At 67.8% G+C, this 25,717-nt stretch carries 25 protein-coding genes; 20 read left to right on the top strand and 5 right to left on the bottom strand.

The window, feature by feature from the left end:
• Nucleotides 1–12 precede the first annotated feature (12 nt).
• From AC5LXK_RS04380 to ureG, 15 genes are all read left to right on the top strand, one after another.
• A complete protein-coding gene (locus AC5LXK_RS04380) occupies nucleotides 13–270 on the top strand; it encodes a hypothetical protein (protein ID WP_174931116.1) in 258 nt (85 codons plus the stop codon).
• A 104-nt stretch (nucleotides 271–374) separates the two neighbouring features.
• The gene (locus AC5LXK_RS04375) at nucleotides 375–1,031 is read left to right on the top strand and encodes a protein-L-isoaspartate O-methyltransferase family protein (protein WP_493390480.1); all 657 of its coding nucleotides are present in this window, start codon (nucleotides 375–377) and stop codon (nucleotides 1,029–1,031) included.
• Nucleotides 1,032–1,045: 14 nt separating this feature from the next.
• On the top strand, nucleotides 1,046–1,369 hold the full coding sequence (locus AC5LXK_RS04370; protein WP_493390479.1) for a rhodanese-like domain-containing protein: 324 nt from the start codon (nucleotides 1,046–1,048) through the stop codon (nucleotides 1,367–1,369).
• Between the two features lie 342 nt (nucleotides 1,370–1,711).
• A complete protein-coding gene (urtA, locus tag AC5LXK_RS04365) occupies nucleotides 1,712–3,019 on the top strand; it encodes an urea ABC transporter substrate-binding protein (RefSeq protein WP_493390478.1) in 1,308 nt (435 codons plus the stop codon).
• Nucleotides 3,020–3,173: 154 nt separating this feature from the next.
• Nucleotides 3,174–4,793: an urea ABC transporter permease subunit UrtB gene (gene urtB, locus AC5LXK_RS04360; RefSeq protein ID WP_493390477.1), complete on the top strand. Its 1,620-nt coding sequence runs from the start codon at nucleotides 3,174–3,176 to the stop codon at nucleotides 4,791–4,793.
• A gap of 1 nt (nucleotide 4,794) precedes the next feature.
• Nucleotides 4,795–5,982 (top strand): urea ABC transporter permease subunit UrtC, encoded by a 1,188-nt coding sequence (gene urtC, locus AC5LXK_RS04355; protein ID WP_493390476.1) that lies wholly within the window; start codon nucleotides 4,795–4,797, stop codon nucleotides 5,980–5,982.
• The gene (urtD, locus tag AC5LXK_RS04350) at nucleotides 5,979–6,836 is read left to right on the top strand and encodes an urea ABC transporter ATP-binding protein UrtD (RefSeq protein ID WP_493390475.1); all 858 of its coding nucleotides are present in this window, start codon (nucleotides 5,979–5,981) and stop codon (nucleotides 6,834–6,836) included. Before urtC ends, urtD begins: the two co-directional genes overlap by 4 nt.
• 4 nt (nucleotides 6,837–6,840) lie before the next feature.
• Nucleotides 6,841–7,533, top strand: a complete 693-nt coding sequence (gene urtE / locus AC5LXK_RS04345; protein WP_493390474.1) for an urea ABC transporter ATP-binding subunit UrtE — start codon at nucleotides 6,841–6,843, stop codon at nucleotides 7,531–7,533.
• A 173-nt stretch (nucleotides 7,534–7,706) separates the two neighbouring features.
• The gene (locus tag AC5LXK_RS04340) at nucleotides 7,707–8,582 is read left to right on the top strand and encodes an urease accessory protein UreD (protein WP_493390473.1); all 876 of its coding nucleotides are present in this window, start codon (nucleotides 7,707–7,709) and stop codon (nucleotides 8,580–8,582) included.
• 236 nt (nucleotides 8,583–8,818) lie between these two features.
• Nucleotides 8,819–9,121 (top strand): urease subunit gamma, encoded by a 303-nt coding sequence (locus AC5LXK_RS04335; RefSeq protein WP_006491064.1) that lies wholly within the window; start codon nucleotides 8,819–8,821, stop codon nucleotides 9,119–9,121.
• An 8-nt stretch (nucleotides 9,122–9,129) separates the two neighbouring features.
• Nucleotides 9,130–9,435, top strand: a complete 306-nt coding sequence (locus AC5LXK_RS04330) for an urease subunit beta (protein ID WP_493390472.1) — start codon at nucleotides 9,130–9,132, stop codon at nucleotides 9,433–9,435.
• Nucleotides 9,436–9,466: 31 nt separating this feature from the next.
• Nucleotides 9,467–11,173, top strand: a complete 1,707-nt coding sequence (gene ureC, locus AC5LXK_RS04325) for an urease subunit alpha (RefSeq protein WP_493390471.1) — start codon at nucleotides 9,467–9,469, stop codon at nucleotides 11,171–11,173.
• Between the two features lie 17 nt (nucleotides 11,174–11,190).
• Entirely contained in the window at nucleotides 11,191–11,796 is a 606-nt protein-coding gene (gene ureE / locus AC5LXK_RS04320) for an urease accessory protein UreE (RefSeq protein ID WP_493390470.1), read from the top strand.
• Nucleotides 11,783–12,463, top strand: coding sequence for an urease accessory protein UreF (locus AC5LXK_RS04315; protein WP_493390469.1), 681 nt, complete (start codon nucleotides 11,783–11,785; stop codon nucleotides 12,461–12,463). Before ureE ends, AC5LXK_RS04315 begins: the two co-directional genes overlap by 14 nt.
• A 16-nt stretch (nucleotides 12,464–12,479) precedes the next feature.
• Complete coding sequence (gene ureG, locus AC5LXK_RS04310) at nucleotides 12,480–13,127, top strand: urease accessory protein UreG (RefSeq protein ID WP_124449119.1); 648 nt, start codon at nucleotides 12,480–12,482, stop codon at nucleotides 13,125–13,127.
• Between the two features lie 66 nt (nucleotides 13,128–13,193).
• On the opposite strand, the gene waaA is transcribed toward ureG, so the two are convergent.
• The 4 genes from waaA to AC5LXK_RS04290 all read right to left on the bottom strand — a co-directional run bounded on the left by waaA (nucleotide 13,194) and on the right by AC5LXK_RS04290 (nucleotide 18,064).
• A complete protein-coding gene (gene waaA / locus AC5LXK_RS04305; RefSeq protein ID WP_493390468.1) occupies nucleotides 13,194–14,552 on the bottom strand; it encodes a lipid IV(A) 3-deoxy-D-manno-octulosonic acid transferase in 1,359 nt (452 codons plus the stop codon).
• Nucleotides 14,553–14,589: 37 nt separating this feature from the next.
• On the bottom strand, nucleotides 14,590–15,474 hold the full coding sequence (kdoO, locus tag AC5LXK_RS04300; protein WP_493390467.1) for a Kdo hydroxylase KdoO: 885 nt from the start codon (nucleotides 15,472–15,474) through the stop codon (nucleotides 14,590–14,592).
• A 24-nt stretch (nucleotides 15,475–15,498) separates the two neighbouring features.
• Nucleotides 15,499–16,494, bottom strand: coding sequence for a lipopolysaccharide heptosyltransferase I (gene waaC / locus AC5LXK_RS04295; protein WP_493390466.1), 996 nt, complete (start codon nucleotides 16,492–16,494; stop codon nucleotides 15,499–15,501).
• A gap of 175 nt (nucleotides 16,495–16,669) precedes the next feature.
• Nucleotides 16,670–18,064, bottom strand: coding sequence for a phosphomannomutase/phosphoglucomutase (locus AC5LXK_RS04290; RefSeq protein WP_493390465.1), 1,395 nt, complete (start codon nucleotides 18,062–18,064; stop codon nucleotides 16,670–16,672).
• A 255-nt stretch (nucleotides 18,065–18,319) separates the two neighbouring features.
• Between AC5LXK_RS04290 and AC5LXK_RS04285 the strand changes: the two genes are divergently transcribed.
• Genes AC5LXK_RS04285 through AC5LXK_RS04265 form a run of 5 tightly spaced genes read left to right on the top strand, consistent with a single transcriptional unit; the run spans nucleotide 18,320 to nucleotide 23,748 of the window.
• Nucleotides 18,320–19,576 carry a lipopolysaccharide biosynthesis protein gene (locus AC5LXK_RS04285; protein ID WP_493390464.1) on the top strand — a complete coding sequence of 419 codons (1,257 nt, stop codon included), beginning with the start codon at nucleotides 18,320–18,322 and terminating at the stop codon, nucleotides 19,574–19,576.
• Nucleotides 19,573–20,397 carry a glycosyltransferase gene (locus AC5LXK_RS04280; RefSeq protein ID WP_493390463.1) on the top strand — a complete coding sequence of 275 codons (825 nt, stop codon included), beginning with the start codon at nucleotides 19,573–19,575 and terminating at the stop codon, nucleotides 20,395–20,397. Before AC5LXK_RS04285 ends, AC5LXK_RS04280 begins: the two co-directional genes overlap by 4 nt.
• 42 nt (nucleotides 20,398–20,439) lie before the next feature.
• The gene (locus tag AC5LXK_RS04275) at nucleotides 20,440–21,576 is read left to right on the top strand and encodes a glycosyltransferase family 4 protein (RefSeq protein ID WP_493390461.1); all 1,137 of its coding nucleotides are present in this window, start codon (nucleotides 20,440–20,442) and stop codon (nucleotides 21,574–21,576) included.
• A gap of 15 nt (nucleotides 21,577–21,591) precedes the next feature.
• Nucleotides 21,592–22,614 (top strand): UDP-glucose 4-epimerase GalE, encoded by a 1,023-nt coding sequence (gene galE / locus AC5LXK_RS04270; protein ID WP_493390460.1) that lies wholly within the window; start codon nucleotides 21,592–21,594, stop codon nucleotides 22,612–22,614.
• Nucleotides 22,615–22,641: 27 nt separating this feature from the next.
• On the top strand, nucleotides 22,642–23,748 hold the full coding sequence (locus AC5LXK_RS04265) for an MraY family glycosyltransferase (protein ID WP_493390459.1): 1,107 nt from the start codon (nucleotides 22,642–22,644) through the stop codon (nucleotides 23,746–23,748).
• Nucleotides 23,749–23,840: 92 nt separating this feature from the next.
• Here the strand turns inward: AC5LXK_RS04265 and AC5LXK_RS04260 are convergent, their stop codons facing one another.
• Complete coding sequence (locus AC5LXK_RS04260) at nucleotides 23,841–25,715, bottom strand: polysaccharide biosynthesis protein (protein ID WP_493390458.1); 1,875 nt, start codon at nucleotides 25,713–25,715, stop codon at nucleotides 23,841–23,843.
• Nucleotides 25,716–25,717 lie beyond the last annotated feature (2 nt).

Here is a 25,717-nt window from a genome sequence, read left to right as displayed (position 1 = left end):
CCAGCCTCCAAGATGCGCACCACCAAAGCGACCCACGCGGTCGAACGCCTGAAGACCCGCTCCGGCAACCCGCAATTCGCGGCCGTCGCGATGGCGGGCGGCCTGTTCTATCTCGTCGACCGCTCGGGCGGCACGACCGAGAAGCGCTGCGAGCCGCTGCCGCTCGACGAGTTCGTCAGGTTCGTCGACGAATTCGGCCCCAAAAAGCCGCGCAAGGCGAGCAAGCTCGATCTCGCATTCGAGGCGCAGATCAAGAAGAGCAAAGGGTAAAGGTCTGTTGCAGGCCGCCTGAAGGCTTCGCTGCCGCGCCGTTTGGTACAATCACGAAGTTTCTCTATCCCCGCTGATGGCCGACCAGGCTGCGTGACCACACCATGAATATCGAAAACGCGCGTTTCAACATGATCGAACAGCAGATCCGTCCGTGGGACGTGCTGGATCTGGATGTCCTGGGCCTGCTGTCGATCGTCAAGCGTGAAAACTACGTTCCCGCCCAATACCGCGATCTCGCGTTCGCCGATCTCGAACTGCCGCTGCCCGGCGGCGCCACCAAGATGCTGTTCCCGCGCGTCGAAGCGCGCGTGCTGCAGGAGCTGACGGTCAAGAAGCACGAGAACGTGCTCGTGATCGGCGCGGGCTCGGGCTACCTGGCCGCACTGTTCGCGCACCGCGCGCAACACGTGACGGCCGTCGAGGTCGATCCGGCGATCGCGAAGTTCGCGGAAGACAACCTGCGCAACGACGGCGTGACCAACGCGGAAGTCGTGCTCGGCGACGGTTCGCGCGGCTGGGCGGCCAAGGCGCCGTACGACGTGATCTGCGTCGCGGGCGGCCTGCCGGTCGTACCGCAGGAAATGCTCGAGCAACTGAAGATCGGCGGCCGCCTGTCGGCATTCGTCGGCGGCCGTCCGGTGATGAAGGCGCAGATCATCACGCGCATCGACGACAAGCAGTACCGCGTCGCCGACGTGTTCGAAACCTATGTCGACCACCTCGCCAACGCGATCGAGCCGTCGCGCTTCAAGTTCTGAGCGGCGGAGCCACCATGCAGATCCTGACGCCCGCGATGCTCGCGGAATGGCTTCGCGATTCGGCGCGCCCCGCGCCGGTCGTGCTCGACGTGCGTGAGCCGTGGGAAATCGCGACCGCGCAGATCGCCGGTAGCGTGTCGATCCCGATGCAGCAGATTCCCGCACGTAGCGAAGAGCTCGACGACGAAGCGGAAATCGTCTGCGTGTGCCATCACGGCATGCGCAGCGCGCAAGTCGCGATGTTCCTCGAATCGCGCGGCTTCACGAAGCTGTACAACCTGCAAGGCGGGATCGACGCGTGGTCGCGCGACGTCGACCCGGCCGTGCCGCGTTACTGATCTTTCCGGCGGCGCATCACGCGCCGCCTTGCCGACCGGCACACCGCCGCCGGCCGCACTGATTCGCCGAACGGGCACGCATCGCGTGCCCGTTTCTCTTTTCCCCGCTCCGTTTCCTTCGGTACGACCCCGACGCACCGTCGTGCACCATTTGCGCACGCGCCCCTGCACCGCAACGGACCGCGCATGCTGCACGACGCATCATCCGCACCACCCCGATGCCCGCCGACACCCCGCACAGGCACGCGGGGCGTGCATTCACGTGACTGGCACATGCCTTGCGTTACACGATGGCCGGCGCCGCCACGGCGCACGCACATCCAACACGACAAGGGGATCCCGATGAAACGTCGCAGTCTGTTGAAGTTCGGTTCGATGGCCGGCGCGCTCGCGCTGGCGGGCAAGAGCCCGTTCGCGCAAGCGGCCGATGCGGGCACCGGCCCGATCAAGGTCGGCATCCTGCATTCGCTGTCGGGCACGATGGCGATCTCGGAGACGTCGCTGAAGGACACCGCGCTGATGACGATCGCCGACATCAACAAGAACGGCGGCGTGATGGGCCGCAAGCTCGAACCGGTGGTGGTCGATCCCGCGTCGAACTGGCCGCTGTTCGCCGAGAAGGCACGCCAGCTGCTCACGCAGGACAAGGTCGCATGCGTGTTCGGGTGCTGGACGTCGGTGTCGCGCAAATCCGTGCTGCCGGTGTTCGAGGAGCTGAACGGGCTGCTCTACTACCCGGTGCAATATGAAGGCGAGGAAATGTCGCGCAACGTGTTCTACACGGGCGCCGCGCCGAACCAGCAGGCCATTCCTGCCGTCGAGTACCTGATGAGCGCGGAAGGCGGCGGTGCGAAGCGCTTCTTCCTGCTCGGCACCGACTACGTGTATCCGCGCACGACCAACAAGATCCTGCGTGCGTTCCTGAAATCGAAGGGCGTGAAGGACGCCGACATTCAGGAGGTCTACACGCCGTTCGGCCACAGCGACTACCAGACCATCGTCGCGAACATCAAGACTTTCTCGCAGGGCGGCAAGACGACCGTGATCTCGACGATCAACGGCGACTCGAACGTGCCGTTCTACAAGGAACTCGGCAACCAGGGGATCAAGGCGACCGACGTGCCGGTCGTCGCGTTCTCGGTCGGCGAGGAAGAGTTGCGCGGGATCGATACGAAGCCGCTCGTCGGCCATCTCGCCGCATGGAACTACTTCATGTCGGTGAAGAACCCGACCAACACGAAGTTCAAGGACCAGTTCGCCGCGTGGGTGAAGGCGAACAACCTGCCGGGCGGCGCGAAGCGCGTGACCAACGATCCGATGGAAGCGACCTACGTCGGCATCCACATGTGGAAGCAGGCCGTCGAGAAGGCGAAGAGCACCGACGTCGACAAGGTACGCGTCGCGATGATCGGCCAGACCGTCGCTGCACCGTCGGGCTTCACGCTCGCGATGGACGGCAACCATCACCTGCACAAGCCGGTGATGATCGGCGAGATCCGCGGCGACGGGCAGTTCAACGTCGTGTGGAAGACGAAGACGGCCGTGCGCGCGCAGCCGTGGAGCCCGTTCATCGCGGGCAACCAGGGCAAGCCGGACATCGTCACGTCGATCCCGGCATTCCTGCGCCGGCAGCGCGCGGCGCTCGCCTGACGCGGTGTGGCGCGGCGCGGCGCGCATCACGCATGACGCGCCGCCGCCCGCATGCCGATGCACCCGCCGCGCCGGCCGCGCTTGCCGTAACGAACCGCACGCGCCGGCGCAGCACCGCATGAATCCGCTTCCCCAAGCCCGACAGGATTTTCCGATGCCTACACGCTTTCGCCGAGCCATCCGCGCGATCGCGGCGTGTGCCGCCTTCGCGGGCATGCTGCCGCACGCCGCGTTCGCACTGACGCCGGCCGATACCGCCGCGCTCGCCGGCGACGACTTCGACGCGAAGACGGCTGCGATCGAGCGCCTTGCCGCCGATGCCGATCCGCGCGCCGTTACCGTGCTCAACGCGCTGTCGACCGGCGACGCACTCGCGACCGGCGACGGCCGCCTGCTGATCCAGACCGGCGACACCGCGCACGATGCGCTTACGCAGGCCGCCACGCCGGCCGGCGATGCACAGCCCGTGATGCTGAACAACCTGCTGCGCACGAAGATCGCCGGCGCACTGTCGGGCCTCGCCCTCGCGTCGCCCGACGTCGCCGCACGACGCGACGCGATCGATGCGCTGCTGAAGTCGCCCGACCCGGCGCTCAAGCCGATGATCGACCGCGCCCGCGCAAAGGAAACCGATCCGGCGCTGAAGCGCCGCCTCGACGCGCTGTGGGCGATCGCCGCGCTGCACGATGCCAATCCGGAGAAGCGCCTCGAAGCCGTGCAGGTGGTGGCCGCGCGACGTGATCTCGACATGATCGAGCAGTTGCGCCCGCTCGTCGCGAAAAATGCGGACGGCAGCTACGCGGAACCCGACGCGCGCGTGCGCGACGCCGCGCAGCAAGGGCTCGACGCATTGCACACGCTGCAGCGCCGCAGCGAGATCGTCGGCACCGTGTTCGCGGGCCTGTCGCTCGGCAGCGTGCTGTTGCTCGCCGCACTCGGCCTCGCGATCACGTACGGGCTGATCGGCGTGATCAACATGGCGCACGGCGAATTCCTGATGATCGGTGCGTACGCCACCTATGTCGTGCAGACGCTGATCCAGCGCTACGCGCCCGGCGCATTCGACTGGTATCCACTCGTCGCCGTGCCCGTGTCGTTCGCGGTAGCCGCGCTCGTCGGCATCGTGCTTGAACGGCTCGTGCTGCGACACCTGTACGGCCGCCCGCTCGAAACGCTGCTCGCGACGTTCGGCGTGAGCCTGATCCTGATCCAGGCGACGCGCATGCTGTTCGGTGCGCAGAACGTGCAGGTCGTGAACCCGTCGTGGATGAGCGGCGGCGTGACCGTGATGCAGAACCTGATCCTGCCGTACAACCGGCTCGCGATCCTCGCGTTTGCGCTCGCGGTGGTATTCGTCGCGTGGGCGGTACTGACGAAGACGCGGCTCGGCCTGTTCGTGCGCGCGGTCACGCAGAACCGCCGGATGGCCGCGTGCGTCGGCGTGAGGACCGCGCGCGTCGACGCGTATGCGTTCGCGTTCGGCGCGGGCATCGCGGGCCTCGGCGGCTGCGCGCTGTCGCAGATCGGCAACGTGGGGCCCGACCTCGGCCAGAACTACATCATCGATTCGTTCATGGCCGTCGTGCTCGGCGGCGTCGGGCAGATCGCCGGCACCGTGCTCGGCGGCTTCGGGCTCGGCCTCGCGAGCAAGGCGATCGAACCGTTCTGGGGCGCCGTGCTCGCGAAGATCGCGGTGCTCGTGATGATCGTGCTGTTCATCCAGAAACGCCCGCAGGGCATGTTCGCCCCGAAGGGCCGCAGCGCGGAGGCTTGACGTGACTTCATTCACCGATTCGATATCAAACCCGGTCGCCGACGCACCGAAGCCCGCTGCCGCCGCGCGCGCGGCGGACGGCTTCGCGCTCGGCCTGCCACCCCGCCCTGCGCTGCTGTCGCGCCGTGCGTGGCTCGCGCTCGTCGCGCTGTGCATCGCGATCGGCATCGGCGTGCCGCTCGCCGCACTCGTCGCACCGGAAGCGAGCGCGTTCCACCTGTCCGCGTACGCGATGACGCTCGCCGGCAAGCTGATGTGCTATGCGATCGCCGCGCTCGCGCTCGATCTCGTGTGGGGCTACTGCGGGATCCTGAGCCTCGGCCACGGGCTGTTCTTCGCGCTCGGCGGCTATGCGATCGGCATGTACCTGATGCGCGAGATCGGCCGCGACGGCAAGTACGGCAGCGACCTGCCCGACTTCATGGTGTTTCTCGACTGGCACCAGTTGCCGTGGTACTGGAGCGGCACGCAGCACCTCGCGTGGGCGCTCGCGCTCGTCGTGCTCGTGCCGGCCGTGCTTGCATGGATCTTCGGCTTCTTCACGTTCCGTTCCCGCGTGAAGGGCGTGTACCTGTCGATCATCACGCAGGCGCTGACGTTCGCCGCGATGCTGCTGTTCTATCGCAACGAGACAGGCTTCGGCGGCAACAACGGCTTCACCGACTTCAAGCGCATCGCCGGCTTCGCGATCACGTCGCCGGGCACGCGCACGGCGCTGTTGCTGCTGACGTTCGCGACCCTCGTGCTCGCGTTCATCGCCGCGCGCGCGATCGTCACGAGCAAGCTCGGGCGCGTCGTCACCGCGGTGCGCGACGGCGAGACGCGGCTGATGTTCCTCGGCTACAGCCCGCTCGCGTACAAGCTGTTCGTGTGGACCGTGTCGGCCGTGCTGTGCGGCATCGCGGGCGCGCTGTACGTGCCGCAGGTCGGCATCATCAATCCCGGCGAAATGTCGCCCGGCAACTCGATCGAAATGGCGATCTGGGTCGCGGTGGGCGGACGCGGCACGCTGATCGGGCCGATCATCGGCGCGTTTGCCGTGAACGGCGCGAAGAGCTTCTTCACCGCGTACTTCGCCGAATACTGGCTGTTCTTCCTCGGCCTGATCTTCGTGCTCGTGCCGCTGCTGCTGCCGCGCGGGATCATGGGCCTCGTCGAAACCTTGATCGCGAAGGTGAAACGCGCATGAACGGAACCGCCCTCTACCAGTTCACGCCGCCGCCCGAGGACGAATTGCTCGCCGTCAGCGGCACCGCATCGATGGGTCGCGTCGTGCCACCCGGCATCGATACGTCGCACGGCACGATCCTGTACCTCGAGGATATCGAGGTGAGCTTCGACGGCTTTCGTGCATTGAAGAAACTGTCGCTCGCGATCGACGCGGGCGAGCTGCGCTGCGTGATCGGTCCGAACGGCGCGGGCAAGACGACGATGATGGATGTCGTCACCGGCAAGACGCGTCCCGACGCCGGCAGCGTATTCCTCGGCCAGACACTCGACCTCGCACGGATGAGCGAACCCGAAATCGCGCGCGCGGGCATCGGCCGCAAGTTCCAGAAGCCGACCGTGTTCGAACAGCATCCGGTGTGGGAAAACCTCGAGCTCGCGATGCAGACCGACAAGGGCTGGCTCGCATCGCTGCGCGCACGGCTCGACCGGACCGCACAGGCGAAGATCGAAGAAACGCTCGCGCTGATCGGCCTCGAAAGCCACGCGTATCGCGCGGCCGGCGAACTGTCGCACGGGCAGAAGCAGCGGCTCGAGATCGGCATGCTGCTGATGCAGCGCCCCGCGCTGCTGCTGCTCGACGAGCCGGCGGCCGGGATGACCGACCACGAGACGATGGAGCTTGCCGAGCTGCTGAACACGCTGCGCGGCACCTGCTCGATGATGGTCGTCGAGCACGACATGGAATTCGTCGCGGCGCTCGCGGGCGACACGGGCCGCGTGACGGTGATGGCCGAAGGCGCGGTGCTCGCGCAGGGCACGCTCGACCAGGTCAAGCGCAACGATGCGGTGATCGAGTCTTACCTCGGACGATGATGCGATGCTGAAGATCGAAGCACTGAACCAGTACTACGGCGGCAGCCATATCCTGCGCAACGTGAACCTCGCCGCCGACGACGGCAAGCTCACCGTGCTGCTCGGCCGCAACGGCGTCGGCAAGAGCACGCTGCTGCGCTGCCTGATGGGCGTCGTCGCCGCGAAAAGCGGCAGCGTGTCATGGCGCGGCACGGCGCTCGGCGCACTGCCGCCGTATGCGCGCGTCGCGGCCGGGCTCGCGTACGTGCCGCAGGGCCGCGACATCTTTCCGCGGCTCACCGTCGAGGAAAACCTGCTCGTCGGCGCGGCGAGCCGCAAGGCGCCGTCGAAGGTGCCCGACCGCATCTACGAACTCTTTCCGGTGCTGAAGGACATGCGCGCACGGCGCGGCGGCGACCTGTCGGGCGGCCAGCAGCAGCAGCTCGCGATCGGCCGCGCGCTGATGAGCGAGCCGCAACTGCTGATCCTCGACGAGCCGACCGAAGGCATCCAGCCGTCGATCATCCAGGACATCGGCCGCACGCTGCGTCAGCTCGTCGACGAATCGAGGATGACCGTGCTGCTCGTCGAACAGTATTACGACTTCGCGCAATCGATCGCCGATCGCTACTGGGTGATGAGCCGCGGCGAGATCGTCGCGGGCGGCGACGCGCACGACATGGAGACGAACGGCGTGCGCGAACTGATCGCGGTGTGACGCGCGGCGCGACGGCAGGCACGGCAGGCACGGCAGGAGGCACAACGACAAACGGGCGACCAGCGTGCAAGGCTGCCGCACGCGGCGCTTTCACCGAACGCGGCATCTGCATTATTGTTCCGGTAGCATCCACGTTCTTCGCGCCCGTTTCCCTCGTTTCCCGTTCGCCGCCGATGTCCGCCCCCGATTCTCACGCCCCGCTGTCCCGCCCCGCCGTCGCCAAGTCGTGGCGCGGCCGCCTCGAACTCGGCTTCGAGCGGCACGGCGCCCGCACGACGCTCGCGCACCGGCTGCACGACGGCCCGCTGCGCGTGCAGCGGCCGCTGTACCCGGAAGGCGACGCGATCTGTCACGCGGTGATCGTCCACCCGCCGGGCGGCGTCGCGGGCGGCGACCGGCTCGACATCGACATCGCACTCGGCGACGGTACGCACGCGGTGCTGACGACACCCGGCGCAACCAAGTGGTACAAGTCGAACGGCCTCGACGCGACGCAGCGCATCGGCATCACGGCCGGCCGCGACGCGAAACTCGACTGGCTGCCGCAGAACAACCTGTTCTTCGACGCGGCGCATGCATCGCTCGACTTCACGGTGACGCTCGGCGCGGGCGCGAGCGCGATCGGCTGGGACGCGACGCAGCTCGGCCGGCAGGCAGCCGGCGAAACCTGGTCGGCCGGCCGCATCGTGTCGACCTCGGCGCTCGTCGATGCCGACGGCCGGCCGCTGTGGACCGAGCGCGCACTGCTCGACGCGCACGACCCGCTGCGCGGCGCGCTGCAAGGCCTCGCCGGCTTTCCCGCATACGGCACGCTGTGGGCCGCCGGCGCCGCTTGCGATGCTGCGCTCGCCGAATCGCTCGCAGCCCGGATGCCGTTCGACGACACGCTGCGTGCGGGCGCCACGTGCGTGACGCCCGGCGTCGTGCTCGTGCGTGCGCTGGCGACGTCGATGGAAGCGCTGCAGCGTCACTTTACCGATTGCTGGCTGCAGTTGCGGCCGATCGTGCACGGCGTCGACGCACGCCCGCTGCGCCTCTGGCAAACCTGAGCGCGTTCGCGCCGCGCACCGTTTCGGCGCAGCGCCGCGTCAGGCGCTGCACATCACCCATGCATCGCGCACCACGAACGCGCATCGCGCCGCGCTCCATCAACATGGCACGCGCCTTGCTGCTTACATAAGCGATACACAACGCACGCAAAACGGTGCGGTGCTACGATGACCCGCGCATCCGCCCGGTGGCGTGCGCACCGATAAAAATTACGTTTTCCTGAACGTTTGCCTTCATGAAACTGACTCCCCGAGAAAAGGACAAGCTGCTGATCTTCACGGCGGCGCTGCTGGCCGAACGCCGTCGTGCGCGCGGCCTGAAGCTCAACTATCCGGAGGCGGTCGCCTTCATCACCGCCGCGCTGATGGAAGCCGCACGCGACGGCAGGACGGTGGCCGAAGTGATGCACTACGGCACGACGCTGCTCACGCGCGACGACGTGATGGACGGCGTGCCGGAGATGATTCCGGACATCCAGGTCGAAGCGACCTTCCCCGACGGCACGAAGCTCGTGACCGTCCATCACCCGATTCCGTGAGGCCACGCATGATCCCCGGCGAAATCCTCACCGACGACGGCGAACACGAACTGAACGCGGGCCGCGCGACGCTGACGCTCGTCGTCGCGAACACCGGCGACCGCCCGGTGCAGGTCGGCTCGCATTACCACTTCTTCGAAGTCAACGACGCGCTGTCGTTCGATCGCGCGGCCGCGCGCGGCTTCCGGCTCAACATCGCAGCCGGCACGGCCGTGCGATTCGAGCCGGGCCAGACGCGCACCGTCGAGCTCGTCGCGCTCGCGGGCGAGCGCACCGTCTACGGTTTTCAGGGCAAGGTGATGGGGCCGCTGTAAGCCGCGCCCCGCTCTTCAGGAACAGCACGACATGACACTACGCTTGAGCCGCCGCGCGTACGCGGAAATGTTCGGGCCGACGACGGGCGACCGCGTCCGGCTCGCCGATACCGAACTGCTGATCGAGATCGAACGCGACTTCACGACCTACGGCGAGGAAGTGAAATTCGGCGGCGGGAAAGTGATCCGCGACGGGATGGGCCAGTCGCAGCGCGTGGCCGCCGACGTGCCCGACACGATCATCACGAACGCGGTGATCCTCGATCACTGGGGCATCGTGAAGGCCGACATCGCGATCAAGCACGGCCGCATCGCCGCGATCGGCAAGGCCGGCAACCCCGACATCCAGCCGGGCGTGACGATCGCGATCGGCGCGGCGACCGAAGTGATCGCCGGCGAAGGGCTGATCGTGACGGCCGGCGGCATCGACACGCACATCCACTTCATCAGCCCGCAGCAGATCGACGAGGCGCTCGCGTCGGGCGTCACGACGATGCTCGGCGGCGGCACGGGGCCGGCCACCGGCACCAACGCGACGACCTGCACGCCGGGCCCGTGGCACATGGAGCGGATGCTGCAGGCCGCCGACGGCTGGCCGATCAACCTCGGCTTTCTCGGCAAGGGCAACGCGAGCCTGCCGGAACCGCTCGTCGAGCAGATCGCGGCCGGTGCGATCGGGCTGAAGCTGCACGAGGACTGGGGCACGACGCCCGCCGCGATCGACAACTGCCTGTCGGTCGCCGACGACACCGACACGCAGGTCGCGATCCACACCGACACGCTGAACGAAGGCGGCTTCGTCGAATCGACGGTCGCCGCGTTCAAGGGCCGCACGATCCACACGTACCACACCGAAGGCGCGGGCGGCGGCCATGCGCCCGACATCCTGAAGGTGTGCGGCGAGGCGAACGTGCTGCCGTCGTCGACCAACCCGACGCGCCCGTACACGATCAACACGCTCGACGAGCATCTCGACATGCTGATGGTGTGCCACCACCTCGATCCGTCGATCGCCGAGGATCTCGCGTTCGCCGAATCGCGGATCCGCCGCGAGACGATCGCGGCCGAGGACATCCTGCACGATCTCGGCGCGCTGTCGATGCTGTCGTCCGACTCGCAGGCGATGGGTCGCGTCGGCGAAGTGATCATCCGCACGTGGCAGACCGCGCACAAGATGAAGGTGCAGCGCGGCGCGCTGCCGGAAGACGGCACGCGCAACGACAACTTCCGCGCGAAGCGCTATGTCGCGAAGTACACGATCAACCCGGCGCTCACGCACGGCATCGCACACGAAGTCGGCTCGATCGAGCCCGGCAAGTGGGCCGACCTCGTGCTGTGGGAGCCCGCGTTCTTCGGGATCAAGCCGTCGATGATCCTGAAGGGCGGGATGATCGCGATGGCGCAGATGGGCGACCCGAACGCGTCGATCCCGACGCCGCAGCCGGTCCACTATCGCGAGATGTTCGCGACGCGCGGCGGTGCACTCGCCCGCACGTCGCTGACCTTCGTGTCGCAGATGGCGGCCGATGCCGGCATCGCGGAGCGCTACGGCCTCGCGAAGCGGATCGTGCCCGTGCGCAACTGCCGCAACGTGACGAAGGCCGACATGGTTCACAACGCGTGGCGTCCTTCGATCAGCGTCGATCCCGAAACCTACGACGTGATCGCCGACGGCCAGTTGCTCACCTGCGAGCCGGCGACGGTGCTGCCGATGGCGCAGCGCTATTTCCTGTTCTGATCCCGGTTCCCGATTTCATGCGCACCCTCGACAAACGCATTGCCCCGAACGTGAAACTCGCCGCGTCGCTCGTCGCACGCGCGCCGACGCTCACGCTCGCCTACGACGCCCGCTGCAAGAGCCGCCTCGCGGCCACGCTCGACACCGGCGAGGACGTCGCAGTCCTGCTGCCGCGCGGCACCGTGCTGCGCGACGGCGACGTGCTCGTCGCCGACGACGGCGCGCTCGTTCGTATCGCCGCAGCTCCCGAAACCGTGCTGCTCGTGCGCGCGGCCGACCCGCTCACGCTGATGCGCGCCGCGTATCACCTCGGCAACCGCCACACACCGGTCGAGATCGGCGACGGCTACCTGAAGCTCGAAGCCGATCCGGTGCTCGCGGACATGCTGCGCCGGCTCGGCACGCAGGTCGAAGAAGCGCACACGCCGTTCCAGCCGGAAGCCGGCGCGTACGGCGGCGGCCACAAGCATGGGCACGACGCGACGTTCGCCGAGGATTACGCGCTTGCGCAGCAGGTGTTCGGCGAACACCACGGCCACTCGCATTCGCACGATCACGATCACGATCACGATCATCAGCATGGTCCCGGATGCAAACACGGCCACGGCCATGACCACCACTGAACTCGTCGCGCTGCTGCATCTCGCGTCGCCGGCCCTGCCGATCGGCGCGTACAGCTATTCACAGGGCCTCGAAGCGGCGCTCGACGCAAACCTGATCCGCGACGCCGATTCCGCGCGCGACTGGATCGCGAGCGGCCTGACCGACGTGCTCGCGCACGGCGAGCTGCCATTCCTCGCACACCAGCTTGCACGCTGGCATGCGCACGACACGCAAGCGCTTGCCGCCGAGAACGCGTGGTTCATCACGAGCCGCGAATCGGCCGAGTTGCGCCGCGAAACCGAACAGATGGGCTGGTCGCTCGCGCAACTGTGCGCATCGCTCGAATGGGGTGATGCGGCACGCCGCGCGACGCTTGCGTCGCTGTCGCCGGTCGCGCTGCCGACCGCGTTCGCGTACGCGGCCGCCGCCCACGACGCCAGCGCCGACGCGACGCTCGCCGCGTACGCATTCGGCTGGGTCGAGAACCAGACTTCCGCCGCGCTGAAGGCCGTGCCGCTCGGCCAGCTCGCCGGGCAACGCATCATCGTCGCGCTGCGCGGCGCGATCGACGCGGCCGTGCGCCGTGCGCTCGCGACGCCGCCCGACGCCGTCAACACGTTCGCGCCGCAGCTCGGCATCCTGTCCGCGCGGCACGAAACCCAGTACTCGCGGTTGTTCCGCTCCTGAACTCCATCGCCAGACCATGAACGCACCTGCTCCCTCCTCCGCCCGCCGCACGAAGAAACTGCCGCCGCTGCGCGTCGGCATCGGCGGCCCCGTCGGCTCCGGCAAGACCACGCTGCTCGAAATGCTGTGCAAGGCGATGCGCGACCGCTACGACCTCGTCGCGATCACGAACGACATCTACACGAAGGAAGATCAGCGGCTGCTGACGGTGGCCGGCGCGCTGCCCGAGGAGCGCATCATGGGCGTCGAGACGGGCGGCTGCCCGCATACGGCCATCCGTGAAGACGCGTCGATCAACCTCGAAGCCGTCGACCGGATGCTGTCGCGCTTCCCCGACGCCGACATCGTGTTCATCGAATCGGGCGGCGACAATCTCGCGGCAACCTTCAGCCCCGAGCTGTCGGACCTGACGATCTACGTGATCGATGTCGCGGGCGGCGAGAAGATTCCGCGCAAGGGCGGCCCCGGCATCACGAAATCCGACCTGCTCGTGATCAACAAGACCGATCTCGCGCCGCTGGTCGGCGCGAACCTCGACGTGATGGCCTCCGACACGCGCAAGATGCGCGGCGAACGGCCTTACGTGATGACGAACCTGAAAGCCCTCGAAGGCGTCGCCGACGTGATCGCGTTCATCGAGAAGAAGGGTTTGCTGACGGTCTGAACAGCGTAGCGGCGACAACCCGCGCCGCCGCCACGCATGCCCGGGCGGCATTGCGCCGCCTGTCGCCTACTCGTCGTCGGACGAATCCTGCGCGTCCTGCCGTGCACGCCCGCCGCGCTCGGCGGCCGGCAGCAGCGCCGCAAGCACGTCGACCGTGCGCGCGGTCGCGCCGCGGTGACGCGATGCGAATGCCGCGCCGGCCGCGCCCATCGCGATGCGCCGCGCCTTGTCGGCGAACAGCGCGTCGAGCACGTGCGCGAGATCGAGCGGATCGGCGACCTGCATCGCTGCGCCGGCCGAAACGGCATCCGCCGTCGCCTGCGTGAAGTTGAACACGTGCGGGCCGATCAGCACCGGCACGCCGACCGCACACGCCTCGATCAGGTTCTGGCCGCCGAGCGGCAGCAGGCTGCCGCCGATGAACGCGATGTCGGCGGCCGCATAGAACGCGCCGAGTTCGCCCATCGAATCGCCGAGCAGCACCGTCACGTCGCCCGGCAGCGGTTCGGCGGCCGGCTGGCCAGCGGCGAGCGCGGCCGTATCGGCGGCCCACACCGAGCGGCGCATGGACGTGAGCCCGCTGCGCGCGACGAGCGCCTCGACCTCGGCGAAACGCTGCGGATGACGCGGCACGAGCACCAGCAGCGCACCCGGCGTATGCATTTCCGCGAACGCCTGCAGCACCAGCGCCTCTTCGTTCTCGCGCGTGCTGGCGGCCACCCACACGGGCCGCGCGCCGATCGCGTCGCGCCACGCATGGCCGCGCGCCGCGAGTTCCGGCGGCGTCGTCATGTCGAACTTCAGGTTGCCGAGCACGGTCACGTTGCGCGCGCCGAGCGACGTCAGCCGCTCCGCATCGGCCGGGCTCTGCGCGAGCACGCGCGAGAAGCCGCCGAACACGTCGCGCGTCGCCGCGCCGAACTTCGCCGCGCGCCGGAACGAACGCGCGGACATCCGCGCATTGGTCAGCACGAGCGGTACATCCGCACGCCGGCACTCGTCGATCAGCGTCGGCCACACCTCGGTTTCCATCACGAGGCCGAGCGTCGGCCGCCAGGCGCGCAGGAAGCGCCGCACCGCGCCCGGCATGTCGTACGGCAGGTAGCAGCGCAGCACGCGATCGCCGAAGATCTGTTCGCCCGTCGCACGGCCGCTCGGCGTCATGTGCGTGAGCAGGATGCGCGCATCGGGGCGCGCGTGCATCAGCGCGTCGATCAGCGGCTGCGCGGCGCGCGTCTCGCCGACCGATACCGCATGCACCCAGATCAGCGGCGTGCGGTCGTCGCGCGAGCGGCCGGCCACGTGACCGAAGCGCTCGCCGATGTGCTCGCGGTAACCGCGCTCCTTGCGCGAGCGCACGTAGAGCCGGATGACCGCGGCCGGCGCGACGAGCCACCACAGTGCGCGATAGATCGCCCTCAGCATGCGGCGGCCCCCGTGTTGCGGAACAGCAGGTGCGCGCTCAAACCAGCGCCCTGCCCTTCAGGCGCTCGAGAATGCCGAGCGGCGCGCATTCGCGGCGGACCATCGCGTCGACCGGCAGGAAGAACGTCTGCTCGAGCATGAACTGGCCGGACATCACAGCGTGCGAAGTCTGATCGGAGAAACATATCCACACGCAACCCGGCGGGAACGGCATCGTCTCCTGCGGGCTCGTCTTCTGATAGTCGAGGTCGGCCTTCATGCTGTCGTGCAGGTTCAGCATCAGGTGGTCGTACGCGCTGCGCGGCGACTTCGTCACGTGCAGCAGGTTCAGCAGCCACGCGGCGCCCGGCAGTTGCGGCCTGATCAACGGCAGGAAGCGCTTCGCGACGTCCTCGAACGGCTCGCCGACGCGCCACACGCGCGGCACGCCGGCCGGGTTCACGTTCGTGAACACGCGCAGGATGCGCTCGCCGTAGTTCGGTCGCGACGGGAACGCGTCGACGTGCAGCCGGCTGTCGTCCTTGCGCCACGACGTCTCGCGCGTTTCGACCTGCATCAGCCGCAGGCTCGTCGGCGCGACGCGCAGCTTGCCGCGGTATTCGGGAAAGAGGCCGTCGACGAGCGTGCCGGCCTGCTGCTGGAAGCGTGCAACGAGCGCGCGCACGGCCGATTGCGTAACGCTGTCGCCGAGCACGCCGGCCAGCGCGCCGCCGTTCGGCGCGAGGCTGATGTTCTTGCGTTTCGGATCGGCGAGCGCCGGGTCGAGCAGCGCTTCCTCGCCGCCTTCGATCGCGAAGCGCAGGTTCGGAAAATACAGCACCTTGCCTTCCTCGACCGCGGCCAGCAACTGCTCGCGCGGCGCCGACAGGTTGTGTCCGCTCCAGTCGGCGGACGGGACTTCGATGATCTGGGATTCGCTCATGATCGGTTCGCGTGTGTGACAGCGTTACAGGAGACCGAAGCCCGCGAGCGCCGACTTCACCTGCGCGATCGACGGGGGCTGCCCCGCCGTGCCGAGATTGACGACGTTCGGCGACCAGTAGCCGCCGGTCCGCCAGGCCGTCGCGAAATTGTACAGTTCGACCGTCGGACGCTTCAGCGCGGCCGCGATGTGAACCAGACCTGTATCAACCCCGACGGTGGCGGCCGCGCCGTCGATCAGGCCGACCACGGCCGGCAGCGACAGCTTCGGCGGCACGATCGCCGCATCGCCGAACTCCTTCGCGAGCCGCTCGCTGGTCGCGCGCTCCGCGTCGTTGCCCCACGGCAGCACGAGCGATGCGCCGCGCCGCACGAGCGCCTGGCCGAGCTCGACCCAGGCGGCATCCGGCCACTGCTTGTCGGCGCGTGACGTCGCGTGAACGAACACGACGTACGGCACCGGCAGGTTCAGGCCGAGCGCGGCCACCGCGAGTGCCGCTGCGCGCGTATCGAGGCCGAAGTCGACCGGATCGGCCGGCGTCGGCGCCGGATTGCCCAGCGCGGCCGCGACGAGCTGCCGCGAGCGCTCGACGACGTGCGTGCGCGGCGCGATCGGCACGCGCTTGCGATAGAAGAAGCGCACCGGCCATTCGTAGCCGGCGCCGTCGGTGCGGTTGCCGAGCCCGACGAGCGGGCCGCGCGCCCAGCTTGCGACCCAGGCCGTCTTGATGAGGCCCTGGCAATCGATCACGAGATCGTACTGCTCGGCCGCGAGGCGCCGGCGGAACGCACGGATCTCGCGCCACGTGGCGCCCGAGAACGGCTTCTTGCGCCAGCGGCGCAGCGAGAACGGCAGCACGTCGCGCACGCCGTCGACGAGCCGCACGAGGTCGACGAAGCTTTCCTCGACGAGCCAGTCGATCTGCGCATCGGGATGGCGGCGCCGGATATCGGCGATCACCGGCATGTTGTGCACGACGTCGCCCAGCGACGACACGCGCACGATCAGGATCTTTTGCACGCTGAAAAAACGCCGGCTGGCAGCCGGCAACAAGCATAAAGGGGGGATTTTAGCTCGCCCGGCGGGCCAGACAGGCAAAAAGCGGCCGCACGCCCGTGGCGTGAGCCGCTTTTCGGGATGGACGCGACCGGTGAACCGGCCGCGGCGACGCTGGCTGCCCGCAGGCCGCCGGCGCTCAGAACGGCAGCTTGACGTCCGGCTTCGCGGCCGTCAGCACACGGCGGAAGTCTTCCTGGATGCGCTTGAGCCCTTCCTGCGTCTCGGCTTCGAAGCGCATCACGACGACCGGCGTCGTGTTCGACGAACGCGCGAGGCCGAAGCCGTCCGGGTACTCGACGCGCAGGCCGTCGATCGTCACGACTTCCTCGGCGCCGTCGAACTTCGCCTCTTTCTGCAGCTTGTCGATCAGGCGGAAGTTCTCGCCTTCGTCGAGCCACAGCTGCAGCTCGGGCGTGCTCATCGCATCCGGCAGCCCGTTGAGCAGCGCGCTCGGGTCGGCCGTCTTCGTGAGGATCTCGAGCAGGCGAGCGCCCGTGTAGAGGCCGTCGTCGAAGCCGTACCAGCGATCCTTGAAGAACACGTGGCCGCTCATTTCGCCGGCGAGCGGCGCACCCGTCTCGCGCAGCTTCGCCTTCACGAGCGAGTGGCCCGTCTTCCACATCAGCGGCTCGCCGCCCTTCGACTTGATCCACTGTGCAAGGTGACGCGTGCACTTCACGTCGTAGATGATCTGCGCGCCCGGGTTGCGCGACAGGACTTCTTCCGCGAACAGCATCAGCTGGCGGTCCGGATAGATGATCTTGCCGTCCTTCGTGACGACGCCGAGACGGTCGCCGTCACCGTCGAACGCGAAGCCGATCTCGGCATCGGTGTCCTTCAGCGCCTGGATCACGTCCTGCAGGTTTTCCGGATGGGCCGGATCCGGGTGGTGGTTCGGGAACGTGCCGTCGATGTCGGTGAAGCGCTCGACGAGCTCGCAGCCGAGCGCCTTGAACAGGCGCGTCGCGAGCGGGCCCGCGACGCCGTTGCCGGCGTCGACGACGAGCTTCATCGGGCGGGCCGGCTTGATGTCGCCGACGATGCGCGCGATGTACTGGTCGGCGACGTCGAATTCCTCGTAGGTGCCGCTGCCCGTCTCGAAGCGCTCGTCGACGATGCGGCGGTACAGCGCCTGGATCTGCTCGCCGTAGATCGCCGCGCCGCGCAGCACCATCTTGAAGCCGTTGTAGTCGGGCGGGTTGTGGCTGCCCGTGACGACGATGCACGAATCGACGCGGCGCTCGCCGCCCTTCAGCGCGAGCGGCACGTTCGCCGCGAAATAGCCGACCGGCGTCGGCACCATGCCGACGTCGACGACGTCGACGCCTGCCGCACGCAGGCCGTCGGCGAGTGCGCCGACGAGTTCCGGCCCGGACAGGCGGCCGTCGCGCGCGACGACGACCGCATCGCCGCCCTGCGCACGCACTTCGCTGCCGAATGCCCGGCCGATCCCGCGCGCCGTGTCGACGTCGAGTGTCTTGCCGACCACGCCACGGATGTCATATGCCTTGAAGATGGATTGGGAGATCATCGATTCTCTTCTCTCTCAGTTGCGTGCATGGAAAATTGTCTGGCCTGCGTGGCGGCCTCTCGCCGGTGCCGCGCATGATACATGCCTGCCGGCGGAACACGGAGCGGAACGGCTGGAGCGGCCGCGATCCCACTTATAATCGCGGGTTTCGATGACGCGCATGTCGCCCATTTTAATGCCTAGCCGTCCCGCCGCCGCCAACCTGCTGCCTCCGGGCGCCCTGCCGGCCGCCCCGCGCGCGCGCCGCCACAGCGCATGCTGAAGCGCTTCGGCAACCCGGACGTCGCGAAAGCCGTCTCGAACCTTGTCTGGCTGGGGCTCGAACGGCTCACGCAGATCGGCGTCGCCATCGCGATCAGCGGCCTGCTGGCCCGTTATTTCGGGCCAGATGTGTTCGGCAAATGGCAGTATGCGAATACGCTTCTCCTGGTACTGGCGCCGCTCACCTGGGTGTGCGGCGCGGAAATCCTGGTCCCGACCATCGTCCAGCGCCCGCCCGCCCAGCTCGGCGCGGTGCTCGGCAGCGCATTCGCGCTGCGCATCGCCGTATCGGCCGCCGCGCTCGTCGCGACCTGGATCGCGATAGCCGCCGGCGCGTTCGACCCGCTGGTCGGCGCGATGCTCGCCGGCCTCGCCGTCACGATGGTGTTCCGCGAGCCGTTCGTCGGCGTGATCAACGCGTGGCTGCAGAGCATGACGTACAGCAAGCCGCAGCTCGTCACCAGCATGGTCACCGCGCTCGCCAAGGCGCTGCTCGTCTGGCTGCTGGTGCGCGCGGCCGCCGGCCCCGCCCGCTTCGCGTGGCTGTGGGCGCTCGAGGCCGCCGCGATCGGCTTCGCGCTGCTGCTGTACTACCGGCATCGTAACGGCGGCGCGCTCGGCTGGACGTTCGACAAGCCGCTGTTCAGGCACTTTGCAACGGCCGGCACCGTGTTCTGGCTCGGGCTCATCTGCATGTACCTGTTCCTGAAGCTCGACCGCCTGATGCTCGAGCGCCACGTGTCGTTCGCCGATCTCGGCCGCTATTCGGCCGCGCAGCAGCTCAACGAGAACTGGATCACGCTCGCGCTGATGCTCGCGCAGACGATCGCACCCGCATTCGTCTACCGCGTGCAGGACGTCGCGCGGCTGCGCCGCAACATCGTCCGGCTGATCGTGATGACGGCCTGCCTGATGACGGCCGGCGCGCTCGTGCTCGACGCGGCCGCCCCGCTGATCGTCGGCAAGGTGTTCGGCCACGGCTACGAGGCGTCGGTCGACATCTTCCGCTGGGCCGTCTGGCTGTCCGTGCCGGCCGGCATCGAGGCGATAGGCAATCTTATCGTTCTCAAATATCAAGCAAAATTCGTGTTGCTGTCGAAATGGCTGCTCGCGCTGGCGATCGCCGCGCTCGTCAACCTGTTCGCGATCCCGCGGCTCGGCCTGTACGGCGCGCTCGTCGGGCTGGCGGCCGGCTACCTGGCCGCCGCCGCCGTCAACTTTTATTACATCTGTTTCAAGCTGCGAACATGACGTCCCCTGATTGCCCGCCCCCGCTCGACGACGTGGCCGTGCTGATGCCGGCCTACAACGGGCACGACGACGTCGTCCGGACCCTCGCGTCGTTTCGCGAGGATCCCCCCGTGCACGTGCTGATCGTCGACGACGGCAGCACGCCGCCGATCGCCGCGCCCGACCTGCCGGGCCTCGCGATCGACGTGCTGCGCATGCCGCAGAACGGCGGCATCGAACGCGCGCTCGCGGCCGGCATCGACGCGCTCGCGGCGCGCGGCTTCCGCTACGCGGCACGCATCGACGCGGGCGACCTCGCCGCGCCGCAGCGCCTCGCGAAGGAGCGCGCGTATCTCGGCGCGCACCCGAACGTCGCCTGCGTCGGCATGTGGACGCAGGTCGTGTCGCGCGGCGGCGAGCCGCGCTTCATGCTGACGCCGCCCGCCGATCCGCGCACGCTGCGCCGTACGCGCTTCCTGCGCTCGCCGCTCGTGCATCCGTCGGTCATGCTGCGCATCGACGCCGTGCGCGAAGTGGGCAACTATCGCGCGAAATACCGCGCGGCAGAGGATCTCGATCTTTTTTTGCGGTTAATGCAGCGCTACGATTGCGCGAACCTGCCGGAACTCGGCCTGTATTACGAGCTTAACGAGGGCGGGATCAGTGCGACCAAACGCCGGCGCCAGCTGGTGTCGACGCTCACGCTGCTGCTGAGCCACTTCAACGCGCTGAACCCGTACGACTGGGCCGGCCTCGCCAAGAACCTGCTGCATTTCGTGACGCCGTACCGGACGCTGCAGCGGATCAAGCAGACGCTGTTCGCCGCGCGGCCGTCCGCCTGACGCGCACCCGGCATTTTCGACGCTTTATTTTTTCTTTTTTTCATGTCCGCCACCTCCCCGCTGCGCATCGCGCTCGTCTGCAACACGGCCTGGGCGATCTACACGTATCGCCACGGGCTGATCCGTGCGCTCGTCGCGCGCGGCGCCGAGGTCATCGTGATCGCGCCGCACGACCGCACGGTGCCCCTGCTCGAGCAGATGGGCTGCCGCTACGTGGCGCTCGTCGTCGCGTCGAAAGGCACGAGCCCGCGCGAGGATCTCGGCACGCTGGTCGCGCTGGTGCGTCACTATCGCGCGCTGAAGCCCGATCTCGTGTTCCATTACACGATCAAGCCGAACATCTACGGCTCGGTCGCCGCGTGGCTCGCACGCGTACCGTCGATCGCGGTGACGACCGGACTCGGCTACGTCTTCATCCAGAAAAGCCGCGCGGCGAGCGTCGCGAAACGCCTGTACCGGTTCGCGTTCCGCTTCCCGCGTGAAGTATGGTTCCTGAACCGCGACGATCTCGCGACCTTCACCGATGAGAAATTGCTCGCCCATCCCGACCGCGCGCGGCTGCTGCACGGCGAAGGCGTCGATCTCGAGCAGTTCTCGCCCGTGCCGCTACCCGCCGGCGACGCGCCCGTCTTCATCCTGATCGGCCGGTTGCTGTGGGACAAGGGCGTGCGCGAATACGTGGAAGCCGCGCGCGTCGTGCGCGCCCGCTTCCCGAACGCGCGCTTTCAGCTGCTCGGGCCGCTCGGTGTCGACAACCCGAGCGCGATCGGCCGCGCGGATGTCGATGCGTGGGTCGACGAAGGTATCGTCGAGTATCTCGGCGAAGCGCACGACGTGCGCCCGCATATCGCGGCGGCCGACTGCGTCGTGCTGCCGTCATACCGCGAAGGCGTGCCGCGCACGCTGATGGAAGCGTCGGCGATGGGCCGCCCGATCGTCGCGACCGACGTGCCGGGCTGCCGCGATGTCGTCGCCGACGGCGAAACGGGTTTTCTGTGCCGCGTGCGCGACAGTGCAAGCCTCGCGGAGCAACTGCTCCGCATGATCGAACTCGGAACGGCCGGACGCGGCGCGATGGGCATGCGCGGCCGGCAGAAGGTCACGGCGGAATTCGACGAGCAGCAGGTCGTCGAATGCTACCGGCGTACCATCCATTCGTTAACCGGTATCACCCTCTGAAGGAGCGCATCAGCAATGACCGCTAAAGGCACCATCCTCGTCACCGGCGGAGCGGGCTATATCGGCTCGCATACGACCGTCGAGCTGCTCGGCAACGGCTACGACGTCGTGATCGTCGACAACCTCGTCAACAGCAAGTCCGAGTCCGTGCGGCGCATCACGCAGATCACGGGCAAGACGCCCGCGTTCCACCAGGTCGACGTGTGCGACGAAGCCGCGCTCGCGAAGGTGTTCGACGCGCATCCGATCACCGGCACGATTCACTTCGCCGCGCTCAAGGCCGTCGGCGAATCGGTCGAGAAGCCGCTCGAGTACTACCAGAACAACATCGGCGGCCTGCTCGCCGTGCTCAAGGTCATGCGCGAGCGCAACGTCAAGCAGTTCGTGTTCAGCTCGTCCGCGACCGTGTACGGCGTGCCCGAACGCTCGCCGATCGACGAATCGTTCCCGCTGTCCGCGACGAACCCGTACGGCCAGTCGAAGCTGATCGCCGAACAGATCCTGCGCGACCTCGAAGTCTCGGACCCGACGTGGCGAATCGCGACGCTGCGCTACTTCAACCCGGTCGGCGCGCACGTGAGCGGGCTGATCGGCGAGGATCCGGCCGGCATCCCGAACAACCTGATGCCGTATGTCGCGCAGGTCGCGGTCGGCAAGCTGGAAAAGCTGCGCGTGTTCGGCGCCGACTACCCGACGCCGGACGGCACGGGCGTGCGCGACTACATCCACGTCGTCGATCTCGCGAAGGGGCACATCGCCGCGCTCGACGCGCTGGCGAAGCGCGACGCGAGCTTCGTCGTGAACCTCGGCACGGGCCAGGGCTACAGCGTGCTGGAAGTCGTGCGTGCGTTCGAGAAGGCATCGGGCCGCCCGGTGCCGTACGAACTCGTCGCGCGCCGCCCGGGCGACATCGGCGAATGCTATGCGAACCCGCAGGCCGCCGCCGACATCATCGGCTGGCGTGCAACGCTCGGTATTGAGGAAATGTGTGCCGACCACTGGCGATGGCAGGAGGGGAACCCGCGCGGTTTTGTATAATCCGCTGTCCATTTTTCGAGCGATCCCATGCTCAGCTTCGCGTCCGGCTTCATCGTCTCCCTGCTCGTCACGCTGTTCATCGTGCGTTACGCGCACCTTCACGAGAAATTCTCGATCGACAGCGACCTGGCCGGCGTGCAGAAATTCCACGTGCGGCCCGTGCCGCGAGTGGGGGGCATCGGGATCCTCGCCGGGGTCGTCATTGCCGCGCTGGTGCTGTCCCGGCACTATCCGACGATCTCCGGCAGCATTCTCGGCATTGCTGCCTGCGGGCTGCCGGCGTTCCTGTCCGGCCTCGTCGAGGACCTGACCAAGCGCGTGTCGCCGCGCGCGCGGCTGCTCTGCACGATGGGCGCGGCCGCACTCGCCTTCTGGCTCATGAACATCGCGGTCACGCGCATCAGCGTGCCGCCGCTCGACTTCCTGCTCGGCTACGTCGCCATTTCGGCGTTCGTCACCGTGCTCGCGGTCGCGGCGCTCGCGAACGCGATCAACATCATCGACGGCTTCAACGGCCTCGCGTCGATGGTCAGTTTCATGATGTTCGCATCGCTCGCATACGTCGCGTTCCAGGTCCGCGACCCGGTCGTGATGTCCGCCTCGATCATCATGATGGGTGCCGTGCTCGGCTTCTTCCTGTGGAATTTCCCGGCCGGGCTGATCTTCCTCGGCGACGGCGGCGCGTATTTCATCGGCTTCATGCTCGCGGAACTCGCGATCATGCTCGTGATGCGCAACCGCGAGGTGTCCGCGTGGTACCCCGTGCTGCTGTTCATGTATCCGATCTTCGAGACCTGCTTCTCGATCTACCGGAAGAAATTCATCCGCGGCATGTCGCCCGGCATTCCGGACGGCGTGCACCTGCACATGCTCGTGTACAAGCGACTGATGCGCTGGGCCGTCGGCACGAAGCACGCGCACGACCTCACGCGCCGCAATTCGCTGACGTCGCCGTACCTGTGGCTGCTTTGCCTCGTCGCGGTGATTCCGGCGACGCTGTTCTGGCGGCACACGGTGCACCTGTTCGTGTTCGTCGTGCTGTTCGCGCTGACCTACGTGTGGCTGTACATCAGCATCGTGCGGTTCCGCGCGCCGCGGTGGATGGTGGTGCGCAAGCACCGGCACAGCCGCTGAGCCGCTCACGGCCCGACATGAAAAAAGCGCCCCGCGGGGCGCTTTTCTTTTGAGCGGCAGCAACTGCACTTCACGCAGCCGCGGCACGGCCATCAACGGTTCGATGCGACCCGTACGCTCTTCAGGGCCGGCACGCTGGCCGTCTGGTACTCGGGCACCCAGCGCCGCAGGTCGCGCCGCACTTCGTCGTCGGGCAGCACGCGATGCTGCATCAGCCACGGCAGCAGTTCGTCGAGGAAATTGTCCGGCGTTTCGCGCGCCCGTGCGATCCGCAGCTTCGGGTGCGGCGTACGCGTCGTCGCCTCGTCGTCCGCGAGCAGTTCTTCGTAGAGCTTCTCGCCCGGCCGCAGCCCGGTGAACTCGATGCGGATCTGTTCTTCCGAGAAGCCGTACAGGCGGATCAGGTCGCACGCGAGGTCGACGATCTTCACCGGCTCGCCCATGTCGAGAATGAAGATCTCGCCGCCATGCCCCATGCTCGACGCCTGCAGCACGAGCTGCGACGCTTCCGGGATCGTCATGAAGAAACGCGTGATCTCCGGGTGCGTGACCGTCACCGGGCCGCCCTTCGCGATCTGCTGCTGGAACTTCGGAATCACGCTGCCCGCGCTGCCGAGCACGTTGCCGAAGCGAACCGTCTCGAACTGCGTGCGCCCGCTCGTCTGCTGCAGCGCCTGGCAGGCCATTTCGGCGAGGCGCTTGCTCGCGCCCATCACGTTGGTCGGATTGACGGCCTTGTCGGTCGAGATCAGCACGAAGTGACGCACGTCGTGCCGGATCGCCGCACGGGCCACGCGATAGGTGCCGAGCACGTTGTTGCGCAGCGCCTGCCACGCGTTGTGCTCCTCCATCAACGGCACGTGCTTGTAGGCGGCCGCGTGGAACACGATGTGCGGCGCGTGGCGCGACATCACCTGGTCGAGCAGCAGCGAATCCTTCGCATCGCCGATGATCGGCAGCACGGGCAGATCGGGAAAGCGCTCGCGCAACTCCTCGGTCAGCCGGTACATCGCGTATTCGGACAGGTCGAACGCGATGAGCTGCGCGGGCGCGAAGCGCAGGATCTGCCGGCACAGCTCGGAACCGATCGAACCACCCGCGCCCGTCACCATCACGACGCGGCCGCGCAGCAGCGCCTCGACGTGCGGCGTGTCGATCGTCACGGCGTCGCGGCCGAGCAGATCCTCGAGATCGATGCTCCGCACCTGCGACAGGAAGCCCTGCCCCGGCATCAGCGCGGTCAGCGACGGCAGCACCATCGCCTTTATGCCGGCCCGTACGCACAGCGTCGCGACGCGGCGTTGCACCTCGACCGACGCCGACGGAATCGCGATGATCGCGCATTCGACCTTCATCGCGTCGGTCCAGTGCTTGAGGTCGTTGAACGAGCCCAGCACCTTGTAACCGTAGACCTCGCGGCCCTGCTTGGTGACGTCGTCGTCGAGCAGGCCGACGAGGCGCCATTCGCCGGAGCGCGACAGTTCACGCGCCAGGCTCGCGCCGGCCGTGCCGGCGCCGAGCACCAGCACCGGCTTGCCCTTCCCGACGAGCCCGCCGTACAGGTAATACTCCTTCGTCGCGCGATACAGCGCGCGCGCGCCGCCCATCGCCAGGAACAGCATCAGCGGCGACACGAGCAGCACCGAGCGCGGAATGATCGGCACCGGCTGGAACATCACGGCGCCGATCATCACGATCACGCCGCCGCCGCCCACCGCCTTCGCGATGCGCATCAGGTCGGGCAGGCTCGCGAACACCCACAGCCCGCGATACAGGCCGAACACGTGAAACATCAGCGCGTAGACGGGCAGCACCCACGTCAGCGCCATCAGCGCGCCGCCGAGGAAATCGGGCGGAACGCTACCGTTGAAGCGGACGAGATAGGCAAACAACCATGCTGCGAGGACCGCCAGCAGGTCGAACAGAAAAGCACTCAGTGACAGCCAAGATGCTTTGGATCGCAACATCG

The sequence above is a fragment of the Burkholderia pulmonis genome (assembly GCF_984667975.1).
The sequence above is the reverse complement of the archived record's forward strand: the minus strand, read 5'-3'. Positions and strand labels throughout refer to the sequence as shown.